Below are 12,391 nucleotides of genomic sequence, written 5' to 3' on the forward strand. Positions count from 1 at the left end.
GGATAGTTTCATGGAAACGCGCCGCGCGGAGACAGGCCCCGGCGGCGCGCTAAAAGATACGGAGAAAAATTAAACCGGGCAGCTGCTGCCGACGCGGTAATCGATCACTTTGATCTTGCCATCGATAATGTCCTTACGCGCACCCAACACGCGCTTTTCGATTTCTGGCGTAATCAGTTTGCGGTTGTTCGCGTCGAGCGCCCAGTCCACGCCGCCTTCTTTCAAGCCTTTATAGCTGACGCCGCCCTTCCAGGTGCCGTTCTTGACTTCCATGAAGCTGTCATAGACCGTGTTGTCGACGCGCTTGACCATCGAGGTCAGGATGCTGCCTGGATACAGATGGTTCTGGTTCGAATCGACGCCGATGGCCAGCTTGCCTTTTTCCTTGGCCATTTGCAAGGTGCCCATGCCGCTGCCGCCAGCGACGGCGAAGACGACATCGACGCCGCGCTCGAATTGCGAGCGGGCCAGTTCGCCACCCTTGGCCGGGTCATTCCAGGCGCCGGACGTGGTGCCGACCATGTTTTGCGTGATTTCCGCCTTCGCATTCACTGCCTTGACGCCTTGCGCGTAGCCGCAGGCGAAGTTGCGGATCAGGGGAATATCGATGCCGCCGATGAAGCCAACCTTCTTGCTCTTGCTGGCCATGGCCGCAGCCACGCCCACCAGATAGGAGCCTTCTTCTTCCTTGAAGACGACGGAATTGACGTTGCTGCCGGCGGCCTGGCCGTCGATCAGCACGAATTTCACGTTCGGGAATTCCTTGGCGACCTTTTGCACGGCTTGCGTTTGCGCAAAGCCGATGGCGGCGATCATGTCGAGTTTCTTGCGGGCCAGGCCGCGCATGACTTGTTCAGCCTGCGTATCGCTCGATGCCTGTACTTCGATGAAGGAAATGCCTGTGTCTTTTTTGAAGCGCGATGCGCCTTCGAAAGCGGATTGGTTGAACGACTTGTCGAACTTGCCGCCCGCGTCATACACGACACCCAGTTTTGGGGTAGCCGCGGACGCTTGAGCAGTCAGAAATACGGCTGCGATCGTCAAACTAAATTGTGTAAGTTTCATGAATTGGCTCCTGGAAGATCGATATTGTATATTTTTTATAGGTGAAACATATAATTTGGGGCCGATTTAGCCTGTTTTTGATGCACGAGGTGATAATTCCTTATCAACATTGCACTGTATTGCACAAGATCATTGCTGGCCTTGTATGATTTTATGTCGTCAGTGTGATGCTCATGCAACAGTCGCGCCGCGTCTCTTTTATGCTTACAACATCGAATGGCGGTGCCGGAACGGGCTGGGATGCGCCGTCAGTGGACGGGCAGGGCAGGCACAGGACCGGCGCCACGATGGGCGTCCGAATCACTATGCATCATGCCAGATATGTATGACAAATACGTTTTTGTTTAATTATTTATATGAAAGTCATATAAATTGGGCGTCAAGCGGCGGGAGGATTCAGGATATTCAAAAAGGCCCGCACGACGGGGGCGTCGTCGAGCGTGGTGTAGCTGATGTACAGATTGGCCGAGGGGGGATTGGTCTTGATCGGCAGGAACACGACGCCGGGCCAGCCGATGCGGCTTGTCGTTTCCGGCACCAGGGTCACGCCCAGGCCCGCGCCCACCATGGCCAGCAGGGTTTGCGGCTCGCTTGCTTCCTGGAAGATCACGGGTTCGAAACCCGCATTGATGCAGCATTGCACCAAATAGCGGGGAAACGCGGATTTATCGAGGTTCAGGGTGAGCATCGGTTCGTGGGCGATGTCGATCAGTTCGATGGCCGTGTTTTTCGCCAGCGGATGGTGTTCATTGACGGCCACGCACACATTTTCGCGGAAGCACAGTTCCTGGCGTAAATTATCGTGACGCAAGTCGTCGTCGTTGAGCTTGGGTTCGCGCCAGAAACCCACGTCGATCTGCTTGGCGCGCAAGGCTTCGTACTGCACCGTGGGACCGAATTCATGGATGGTCCAGGTGACGCGGGGGAATTTGGTCTGGAATTCTTCCAGCAGGCTGGGAATGGGGCCCCACATGGCCGAGCCCACGATACCCACGCGCAAGCGGCCCACTTCGCCGCGGTCGATCTGGCGGATGGTGTCGATGGTCATGCGCATCTTGGCCAGCAGGTCGGCCGCCTCGTTCATCAGGGCCTTGCCCGCCACCGTCAGCTCGAACGTGCGCGTGGTGCGCGCAAACAGGCGCACGCCCAGTTCGCTTTCCAGTTTCATGATCTGCTGGCTCAACGGCGGCTGCGAGATATGCAGGCGCTCGGCGGCGCGGCTGAAGCTTTTCTCCTCGGCAACGGCAAGAAAATACTTTAACTGTTTCAGATCGATGGACATGCTTTCCTTGCATTACCTGATGCTAAGCGGGAACGGCGCGCCGCCGTGAACGGCCGCGCGCTTCTTTACAGCAGTCCTATTATCGTGCCACCACTGCCTGCATGGCAATGGCCAGCGCGGTGCCGACTTGCGCATTGTGCTTGACCAGCGCGATATTCGTCGCCAGGCTGCGGCCATTCGTCAGTTGCTTGATGCGCGACAACAGGAATGGCGTCACTTGCTTGCCTTTCACGCCGCCCGCGTCCGCTTCCTGCAGCGCTTGCGTCGTGATCGCATCGATTTCTTCCTTGGGCATCGCTTGCGCGGCTGGCACGGGGTTGCTGACGACCACGCCGCCTTTCAAGCCCAGCTGCCACTTGGTGCCGATGAAGGCAGCCTGTTCCGCTGGCGTGTCGAGGCGGAAATCGGCCTTGTAGCCGCTTTCGCGCGTGAAGAAGGCGGGAAAACCTTCCTGGCCCACGCTGATGACGGGCACGCCATGGGTTTCCAGGTATTCCAGCGTCAGGCCGATGTCGAGAATCGACTTGACGCCCGCGCAGACGACGGCCACGGAGGTGTGCGCCAGTTCCTGCAAGTCGGCGGAAATATCGAAGCTCGTTTCCGCGCCCCGGTGCACGCCGCCGATGCCGCCCGTGACGAACACGGCGATGCCGGCCAGTTCCGCGCAGATCATGGTGGCGGCCACGGTGGTGGCGCCCAGCTTGCCTTGCGACAGGACGAACGGCAGGTCGCGGCGGCTGACTTTCATGGCGTCGGGCGAGGTGCCCAGCAATTCGAGCTGCTCGGGCGACAGGCCCACGCAGATCTTGCCGTCGATGATGGCGATGGTGGCCGGCACGGCGCCGCCGTCCCGGATGATCTGTTCCACTTCGCGCGCCATTTCCACGTTTTGCGGATACGGCATGCCGTGCGAAATGATGGTCGATTCCAGCGCCACGATGGCCTTGCCGGCGGCGCGCGCGGCTAGCACTTCTTGCGAGAACGAGAGGAAGGTATTCAATTGCGTCATGTGTCAGTCCTGTTGAAAGAGGGTAGGGGGAGGTGGCGCCAGGTCGGCGTCGTCGATGTCGTCGAGCGCGCCGGCCGACACCAGGGGCGAGACGGTGGCATCGGATTCCAGGGTCATGGCGGCCAGCTTCAGGCCGCGCCGGCACGCCAGTTTCAAGTCGCCGCTGTCGTGGTACAGCGACCAGCAGACGGCGGCGGAAAACGCGTCGCCGGCGCCCGTCACGTCGACGGCGTCCACTTCGCGCGCGGCCAAGTGCTCGACAGGCGCGTCCACGCCGTCGCCGTCCGTGAAATACACGCCTTCGCCGCCGCAGGTGACGATCACCTGGCGCGCGCCCTGGCGCTGCACTTCGCGGCAGGCGGCGCGCACGTCGAACGCCGTCGGCAAGGCCCGCGCCACGCGCGTTTCCAGTTCGCCACGGTTGAGGATCAGCAGGTGCAAGCCCGCCAGGTCTTGCGGCAGGTGCGCCATCTTCGGCTGCGAGACGGCAACGATGACCAGCGGCGTCGCGTGGGCGGCGTCCTGGCGCGCATCGGCCAGCAGCGCCTGCACGCTGTCGTGGCCCAGGTTCAGGTCGCAGACGGTGAGGGCGGCGGCTGCGCGCTGGGGCTGGCGGCTGTGCAGGAAGGCGGGGGTCAGCTGTTCGTAGAGTTGCATATTGGCCATCGCCAGCAGCATTTCGCCATGTTCGTCGAGCACGGCCGTGTAGGTGCCGCTGCTGGTGTTGCTCAAATGCAAGCTGCCGCGCATGTCGATGCCTGCGTCTTCCGCGTGCGTCTGCAGCGCGTGGCCGGCCGCATCGTCGCCCAGGGCCGTCAGCAGGGCCACGGGGATGGCCAGGCGGGCCAGGTTTTCCGCGATGTTGCGGCCCACGCCGCCAAACACCTCTTCCGAGCGCACGGGATTCGAGGTGCCCATCTGCAAGGTTGCCAGGGTGCGCATCTTGCGGTCCAGGTTGGCGGCGCCTATGCACAGCACGGGGCGACTGTCGGGCAGCACGTAGGCGCGTCCCAGCAGGCGCCGCTCGCGTATGAGGCCGGCGATATGGCCGGCGACGGCCGAGCGCGACAAGCCCAGTTCGTTCGCCAGGTCCTGCTGCGAGATGAAGGGGTTGTTGCGGATCAGCGTGTACAACTGGTCTTTTTTATTGGTATCGGTCACAAGGTGTTCGCAGGAGGTTTAAACATTTGTCTTAAACTGTAAACATTTGTCTTGATCGTGTCAAGCGCGTGCCGGGCGTGCGCGAAAAGTGCTCGTATGGAGCTTGTATGCATGGATTTACGGGGCATTGCAAGGGCGTGGCCGCCGCTGGCGGGCGAGCGCTTGCCTGGACTATAATATCGGCCATTTATATTTGAATTGTATAAATGGGCAAGAAAAATGGTATTTGCCATACATATTCCGTTTGATGCATAGTGGCGGCAATTAATGGCAATACGCATCTGGATAGTCCAGCAACACCCATGCATACCCGATACCTGGGCCGCAGTCCCCACCCGGACACGATCGCGCAGGCAGCAACCATCATCATTAGTCACTCAGAGGATAACCATGTCGAACAACGCCCCTTTCCACGCCGCCGAAATCATCCGTGCCCGCGCCCCAGAAAATTTCAAGCCGCGCGTGGCGATGATCCTCGGCTCCGGCCTGGGCGTATTGGCCGAGCAGATGACGGACGCCGTCAGCATCAGCTTTGACGAGTTGCCAGGTTTCCCGATCAGCACCGTGCACGGCCATGCCGGCGAACTGGTGGTCGGCACCCTGTCGGGCGTCGCCGTCGTCTGCATGAAGGGCCGCGGCCACTTCTATGAAGGCTATGGCATGGGCGTGATGACGAGCGCCATCCGCACCCTGAAACTGCTGGGCTGCGAAATGCTGTTCGTCACCAACGCTGCCGGTTCCCTGCGCCCCGAAGTGGACGCCGGCAGTCTGGTGGCCATCAGCGACCATATCAACCTGTTGCCAGGCACGCCGATGGTCGGCCCGAACGACGACCGCTTCGGCCCGCGCTTCTTCAGCATGGCCAATGCCTACGATGCGGACCTGCGCAACCTGGTCAAGGACACGGCTGCTTCGAACGGCATCACCCTGCACGAAGGCGTGTTCGTCGCCTACCCTGGCCCGAACTTCGAGACGGCCGCCGAAATCCGCATGATGGCCCGCCTGGGCGCCGACACGGTCGGCATGTCGGTGGTGCCGGAAGTGGTGTCGGCCCGCCATTGCGACCTGAAAGTGGTGGGCGTGTCCGTCATCACCAACCTGGCCGAAGGCATGTCGCCATTCGCCCTGTCGCACGAACAAACCCTGAAGTACGCGGCCATCGGCGCGAAAGACCTGGTCAAGCTGATCCTGGCTTTCCTCTCCAAGGTAGCTGAAAAGCCGCAAGCCTAAGCATTCTTCTTTACGCAGTAGCGGCGCGCCACACACTGGCGCAGCCGCGCGGCAGGCCGGGAAATTCCGGCCTACACTGTTCGCATCATCCCGCATTACCTTCATAGAGCGAGCCTTATCATGTCACGCGCATTTATCCTCCTGCTTGATTCCTTCGGCCTTGGCGCGACGCCAGACGCCGCCAAGTATGGCGACGCAGGTGCCAATACCTTTGGCCACATTGCCAGCACTGTCGCCAAAAGCGGCAAGACCTTGAAACTCCCTAACATGGAACGCCTGGGACTGGGCGCCGCCGCGCACCTGGCCAGCGGCGAATGGGCCACGGGCTTCGACCAGCGCGACGGTTTTACCGGCGCCTACGGTGCGGCGCGCGAGCGCTCCACCGGCAAGGACACGCAGAGCGGCCACTGGGAAATCGCCGGCGTGCCCGTCGAATTCGACTGGGGCTACTTCCCCCGCACGACGCCGTCGTTCCCTGCCGACCTGACCGACAAGCTCAAGGCCATGTCGGGCGTGCCCGGCTTCCTGGGCGACTGCCATGCCTCGGGCACGGACATCATCAACAAGCATGGCGACGAGCACGTCGCCACGGGCAAGCTGATTATCTATACGTCGGGCGACTCGGTGATGCAGATCGCCGCGCACGAAGAATCGTTCGGCCTCGAACGCCTGTACCAGGTGTGCGAAATGGCCTTCAAGCTGGTCGAACCGTACAACATCGGTCGCGTCATCGCCCGCCCGTTCACGGGCAGCAACGGCAACTACACGCGCACTTCCAACCGCCACGACTACGCCGTCGCGCCACCCGCGCCGACCCTGCTCGACCACGTGAAGAATGCGGGCGGCGAAGTGGTCGGCCTGGGCAAGATCAGCGACATCTTCGCTACCCAGGGCATCTCGCGCGTCGTGAAGGGCGTCGACAACATGGCGCTGTTCGAAGCGCTGCTGAAGACGGCCGATGAAGTGCAGGACAAGTCGCTCACTTTTGTGAACTTCGTCGATTTCGACCAGGCTTTCGGCCACCGCCGCAACGTCGAGGGCTATGCCGATGCGCTGCGCGAAATGGATGCGCGCCTGCCGGAATTCATGGCCAAGCTGAAGGAAGGCGACCTGGTCGTGATCACCGCCGACCATGGCTGCGACCCCACCTGGCACGGCTCCGACCACACCCGCGAACACATTCCGATGATCTTCTTCGGTCCCGGCGTCGCCCCGCGCGCACTGGGTATTTCCGAGACCTTCTCCGATATTGGCCAAACCCTCGCCAAGCACCTTGGCGTACCACCACTTGCTAATGGAACCAGCTTGTTATGACACTCATGCACCCCGAATTCAAGCGTAACGAGGCCGTTGGCCTCGACCTGGGCTGGATCAACCAGATCCGCGTCAACCGCGCCGCGACGGACCGCCGCGCGGCCAGCCTGGCGAACCGCCGTACGGTGAAAAAGGAATACCAGGCCGCCTGGCTGGTGAAAGCCATCCAGATGATCGACCTGACCACCCTGGGCGGCGACGATACCCCGGGCCGCGTGGAACGCCTGTGCATGAAGGCCATGCGCCCCTTGCGCGCCGACCTGATGGCCGCACTGGGCCTGACGGAACTGAGCACCGGCGCCGTGTGCGTGTACCACGAGATGATCGCCCCGGCCGTGCAAGTCATCCAGGGCCGCTTGCCCATCGCTGCCGTGTCGACGGGTTTCCCGGCCGGCCTGACGAGCATGGAAACGAAGCTGCGCGAGATCGAACTGTCGGTCGCCGCGGGCGCCTCGGAAATCGATATCGTCATCACGCGCCAGCATGTCCTGAACGGCAACTGGCAAGTGCTGTACGACGAAATGCTGGCCTACCGCAAGGCCTGCGGCGAAGCGCACGTGAAGGCGATTCTCGCCACGGGCGACTTGCTGACGATGGAAAACGTGGCCAAGGCGTCGTGGGTCTGCATGATGGCGGGCGCCGATTTCATCAAGACGTCCACCGGCAAGGAAGGCGTGAACGCCACCATTCCCGTGGCCCTGACGATGGTGCGCACGATCCGCGAATACCACGAGCAGACGGGTTTCCAGGTGGGCTTCAAGCCGGCCGGCGGCGTCAGCTCGGCCAAGAGCGCGCTGCAATACCTGACCCTGATGAAGGAAGAACTGGGCAATGAATGGCTGCAGCCGCACCTGTTCCGCATCGGCGCTTCCAGCCTGCTGACCGACATCGAGCGCCAGCTCGAGCACTACGTCACCGGCAGCTACTCGGCCAATCATCGTCACGCACAACCTTAAAGAACATTCGTCATGCCTACAATTAACGAGATTCTCACTACTATGGACTACGGCCCAGCTCCCGAAAGTCAAAAAGAAGCACAGGCGTGGCTCGACGGCCACCAGCGCAAGTTCGGCCTGTTTATCGACAACGCCTGGAGCGAGCCGGCCGAGCTGTTCGCCTCGACCAATCCTGCCGACGGCGCGCAACTGGCCGAACTGACGCAAGCCACTGACGCGGACGTGGAACGCGCCGTGGAAGCGGCGCGCCGCGCGCTGCCCGTGTGGCAAGGCATGGGCGGCCATGGCCGCGCCAAGGTCATGTACGCGCTGGCCCGTTTGCTGCAAAAGCATTCGCGCCTGTTCGCCGTGCTGGAAACCCTGGACAACGGCAAGACCATCCGCGAAACGCGCGATATCGACCTGCCGCTGGCCGCGCGCCACTTCTACCATCACGCCGGCTGGGCGCAGCTGCAATCGGAAGAATTCGCCGACTACCGCGCCGTGGGCGTGGTGGGCCAGATCGTGCCGTGGAATTTCCCCCTGCTGATGCTGTCGTGGAAAATCGCCCCGGCCCTGGCCGCCGGTAACACGGTGGTCTTCAAGCCGGCCGAATTCACCTCGCTCACCGCCATGCTGTTCGCCGAACTGTGCGTGCAGGCGGGCGTGCCGGCCGGCGTGGTCAACATCGTCACCGGCGACGGCCGCGTGGGTTCGGCCATCGTCAACCATCCTGGCGTCGACAAGATCGCGTTTACGGGTTCCACGGAAGTGGGCCGTCTGATCCGCGAGGCGACGGCCGGCAGCGGCAAGAAGTTGTCCCTCGAATTGGGCGGCAAGTCGCCATTCATCGTCTTTGAAGATGCAGACCTGGACGGCGCCGTGGAAGGCCTGGTTGATTCGATCTGGTTCAACCAGGGCCAAGTGTGCTGCGCCGGTTCGCGCCTGCTGGTGCAGGAATCGATCCAGGAGCGCTTCCTGAACAAGGTACGCGCGCGCATGGAAAACCTGCGTCTCGGCTCGCCGCTGGACAAATCGATGGACGTGGGCGCGCTGGTCGACCCGGTACAGCGCCAGCGCATCGCCGCGCTGGTCGATTCGGCCCGTGCCGAAGGCTGCGACGTATGGCAGCCCGCGTGCGAATTGCCGGCGGACGGTTCGTGGTTCCCGCCGACCCTGATCACGGGCGCGTCGACATCGGCCGCCGTGGCGCAGGCTGAGATCTTCGGCCCCGTGCTGGTGGCGATGAGCTTCCGCACGCCGCCTGAAGCGGTGCAGCTGGCGAACAACACGGTGTACGGCCTGGCCGCCAGCGTGTGGACCGAGTCGATCAGCCTGGCGCTGGACATCGCTCCCGCCATCAAGGCCGGCGTGGTGTGGATCAACAGCGCCAACCAGTTCGACGCGGCCTGCGGCTTCGGCGGCTACCGCGAATCGGGCTTCGGCCGCGAAGGCGGCCGCGAAGGCATGCTGGAATACATGACGGCCCTGGCCGAAGATGCGCGTCCGGCCTTGCCGGTGGTGGAAGCGAAAGCCAAGGGCAATGCGAAACCGGCAGCCGCCGATCCTTTCGCCATCGACCGCACGGCCAAGATGTACATCGGCGGCAAGCAGGCGCGCCCTGACAGCGCCTACAGCGCTCCCGTGTTCGGCGCGAACGGCGCCTTGCTGGCCGAAGTGGGCGTGGGCAGCCGCAAGGATATCCGCAACGCCGTCGAAGCGGCCCACAAGGCATCCGGCTGGACCGGCGCCACGGCGCACAACCGCGCGCAAGTGCTGTACTACATCGCCGAGAACCTGGCTGCGCGCGCCGACGAATTTGCCGCCCGCATCGCCGCCATGACGGGCAACAAGAACCCGGAGAAGGAAGTGCAGGCATCGATCGAACGCCTGTTCTACTACGCGGCCTGGGCCGACAAGTACGATGGCCTGGCGCACCAGCCGCCAACGAAGGGCATCACCGTGGCGCTCAATGAAGCCGTCGGCGTGATCGGCATCGTCTGCCCGAACGAAGCGCCTTTGCTGGGCTTCATTTCGCTGGTGGCACCGGCCATCGCGCTGGGCAACCGCGTGGTGGTGGTGCCGTCGGAAGCGCATCCGCTCTCCGCGCTGGACCTGTACCAGGTGTTCGATACGTCCGACTTGCCCGGTGGCGTCGTCAACATCATCAGCGGCAACGCCGATGAACTGGCGCGCACGCTGGCCACGCACGCCGACATCGACGCCGTGTGGCGCCATGACGGTTCCGCCGAAGGCTGCGCGGAAGTCGAGCGCCTGTCGGCCGGCACCCTGAAGCGCACCTGGGTCGGCGGCGCCAAGGGCCGCGACTGGTACAGTGCGGCCCAAAGCGGCGGCCGCGCCGTGCTGGCGCATGCGTCGCAAGTGAAAAACGTGTGGATTCCTTACGGCGTCTAAGGTTGTAGAGCAGGACGGTGGGGCCGGATCTTCCGCGCAGCGATGCGCCGGGGCGCCGGCCCCAAGTTGCTTTCACCAGCAGGGCGCAGGCATCGGGCGCCGCTGGATTGGAACAGTACCTCATATCGGGAGCTATCATGTTTTTAACCCAAGAAATCATCCGCAAGAAGCGCGACAAGGGCGTGCTGAGCGCCGAGGAAATCCAGTTTTTCGTGCGCGGCATTACTGACGGCAGCGTCAGCGAAGGCCAGATCGCGGCGCTGGGCATGGCCGTCTTTTTCAACGACATGAACATGGACGAGCGCGTGGCGTTCACCCTGGCCATGCGCGATTCCGGCCACGTGCTGGACTGGCGCGCGCTGAACCTGCCGGGGCCTGTCGTCGACAAGCATTCGACGGGCGGCGTGGGCGACGTGGTGTCGCTGCTGCTGGGCCCCATGGTGGCCGCGTGCGGCGGCTACGTGCCGATGATCTCGGGCCGCGGCCTGGGCCACACGGGCGGCACCCTCGACAAGTTCGACGCCATCCCCGGCTACTGCACCGTGCCGGACAATGAACTGTTCCGCAAGGTGGTGCAGGAGATTGGCGTGGCCATCATCGGCCAGACGGCGCAGCTGGCGCCGGCCGACAAGCGCTTCTACAGCATCCGCGACGTGACCGCCACGGTGGAATCGGTGGCCATGATCACCGGCTCCATCCTGTCGAAGAAACTGTCGGCAGGCCTGGACGCGCTGGTCATGGATGTGAAAGTGGGTACGGGCGCCTTCATGCCCACCTACGACAAATCGGTGGAACTGGCCGAGAGCATCGTCGCCGTCGGCAATGGCGCGGGCATGCAGACGTCGGCCATCCTGACGGATATGAACGAATCGCTGGCGCCGTACGCCGGCAATGCGCTGGAAGTGCGGGGCGCCATGGATTACCTGACGGGCCGTTCGCGTCCCGCGCGCCTGCACGAAGTCACGCTGGCGCTGTGCGCCGAGATGCTGGTGCTGGGCGGCCTGGCTGCCACCGAAGAGGAGGCGCGCGTCAAGCTGATGGCGGCCCTCGATTCGGGCGAAGCGGCCGAGCGCTTCTCGCGCATGGTGTCCGCGCTGGGCGGCCCGGCGGATCTGATCGAGAACCCGGACAAGCACCTGGAAAAGGCGCCGTTCATCGTGCCGGCGCCGGCGCTGTCCGCCGGTTTTGCCAATGTGCGCGATTGCCGCGGCATCGGCCTGGCCGTGGTCGCCCTGGGCGGTGGCCGCCGCCGCCCGAGCGACAGCATCGATTTCGTCGTCGGCCTGACGGACCTCGTGGGCCTGGGCGAGCAAGTGTCCGTAGGCCAGCCGCTGGCCATGGTGCACGCGCGCACGGAAGCGGCGGCGCAGCAAGCCGTCAAGGAAATCCAGGATGCGTATGCCATCAGCGCGGTGGCGTTGACGGCCAATCCGGTGATTTACCGTACCATTCGTCCGTAATGTACAACTGGGGTCAGACCCCCGTTTGCGATAGCGCTGAACTATGTGTCGGCGGTGTTGAGGGTCTGACCCCGGCCTTAATGATTTCAAAGGTATTGCAGAAAAAATGAACAACCAAGAACTGATCGCCGAAGCCAACGCCGGCCGTGAACTGGCCTATGCGCCATACTCGCGCTTCAAAGTGGGCGCGGCGCTGCTGTGCAAGGATGGCCGCGTCTTCCGTGGCTGTAACGTGGAAAACGCCGCGTATGGCCTGTGCAATTGCGCCGAGCGCACGGCGTTTTTCAGCGCCATCGCGCATGGCTGCAAGCCGGGCGACTTCGCCAAGCTGGCCGTCACGGGCGATACGGCCGAACCGATCTCACCATGCGGCGCCTGCCGCCAGGTGATATTCGAGATGGGCGGCGCCGACCTGCCCGTGATCCTGACGAACCTGAAAAACGATGTCATGGAAGTGACGGCGGGCTGGCTGCTGCCGCACGGTTTCGGCAGTTCCGACCTGGACATGAAACCATAGGGC

General features: G+C 63.1%; 10 protein-coding genes. 6 read left to right on the forward strand and 4 right to left on the reverse strand.

Features of this window, described 5'->3' with window-relative positions:
• Positions 1-69: 69 nt before the first annotated feature.
• From VPH41_RS23455 to VPH41_RS23470, 4 genes are all read right to left on the reverse strand, one after another.
• The gene (locus tag VPH41_RS23455) at positions 70-1,065 is read right to left on the reverse strand and encodes a BMP family lipoprotein (RefSeq protein WP_086145103.1); all 996 of its coding nucleotides are present in this window, start codon (positions 1,063-1,065) and stop codon (positions 70-72) included.
• Between the two features lie 379 nt (positions 1,066-1,444).
• Positions 1,445-2,347 (reverse strand): LysR family transcriptional regulator, encoded by a 903-nt coding sequence (locus tag VPH41_RS23460; protein WP_152281684.1) that lies wholly within the window; start codon positions 2,345-2,347, stop codon positions 1,445-1,447.
• Between the two features lie 79 nt (positions 2,348-2,426).
• The gene (locus VPH41_RS23465; RefSeq protein WP_405002783.1) at positions 2,427-3,356 is read right to left on the reverse strand and encodes a pseudouridine-5'-phosphate glycosidase; all 930 of its coding nucleotides are present in this window, start codon (positions 3,354-3,356) and stop codon (positions 2,427-2,429) included.
• A 3-nt stretch (positions 3,357-3,359) separates the two neighbouring features.
• The gene (locus VPH41_RS23470) at positions 3,360-4,517 is read right to left on the reverse strand and encodes a carbohydrate kinase (protein ID WP_152281683.1); all 1,158 of its coding nucleotides are present in this window, start codon (positions 4,515-4,517) and stop codon (positions 3,360-3,362) included.
• Positions 4,518-4,907: 390 nt separating this feature from the next.
• Here VPH41_RS23470 and xapA point away from each other — a divergent pair, with 390 nt between their 5' ends.
• From xapA to VPH41_RS23500, 6 genes are all read left to right on the forward strand, one after another.
• Positions 4,908-5,747, forward strand: coding sequence for a xanthosine phosphorylase (gene xapA / locus VPH41_RS23475; protein WP_287775683.1), 840 nt, complete (start codon positions 4,908-4,910; stop codon positions 5,745-5,747).
• A gap of 120 nt (positions 5,748-5,867) precedes the next feature.
• Complete coding sequence (locus VPH41_RS23480; protein WP_152281681.1) at positions 5,868-7,061, forward strand: phosphopentomutase; 1,194 nt, start codon at positions 5,868-5,870, stop codon at positions 7,059-7,061.
• Complete coding sequence (gene deoC, locus VPH41_RS23485; RefSeq protein WP_152281680.1) at positions 7,058-8,017, forward strand: deoxyribose-phosphate aldolase; 960 nt, start codon at positions 7,058-7,060, stop codon at positions 8,015-8,017. The genes VPH41_RS23480 and deoC overlap by 4 nt, the downstream gene beginning before the upstream one ends.
• Before the next feature lie 12 nt (positions 8,018-8,029).
• Complete coding sequence (locus tag VPH41_RS23490; protein WP_442906312.1) at positions 8,030-10,411, forward strand: aldehyde dehydrogenase family protein; 2,382 nt, start codon at positions 8,030-8,032, stop codon at positions 10,409-10,411.
• A gap of 137 nt (positions 10,412-10,548) precedes the next feature.
• Positions 10,549-11,871 (forward strand): thymidine phosphorylase, encoded by a 1,323-nt coding sequence (deoA, locus tag VPH41_RS23495; RefSeq protein WP_328571681.1) that lies wholly within the window; start codon positions 10,549-10,551, stop codon positions 11,869-11,871.
• 106 nt (positions 11,872-11,977) lie between these two features.
• A complete protein-coding gene (locus VPH41_RS23500; RefSeq protein WP_086145111.1) occupies positions 11,978-12,388 on the forward strand; it encodes a cytidine deaminase in 411 nt (136 codons plus the stop codon).
• Positions 12,389-12,391 lie beyond the last annotated feature (3 nt).

Origin of the sequence: Janthinobacterium sp. P210006 (genome assembly GCF_036231885.1) — a bacterium.
In the GTDB taxonomy this organism is placed as follows: Bacteria; Pseudomonadota; Gammaproteobacteria; order Burkholderiales; family Burkholderiaceae_D; genus Janthinobacterium; species Janthinobacterium violaceinigrum.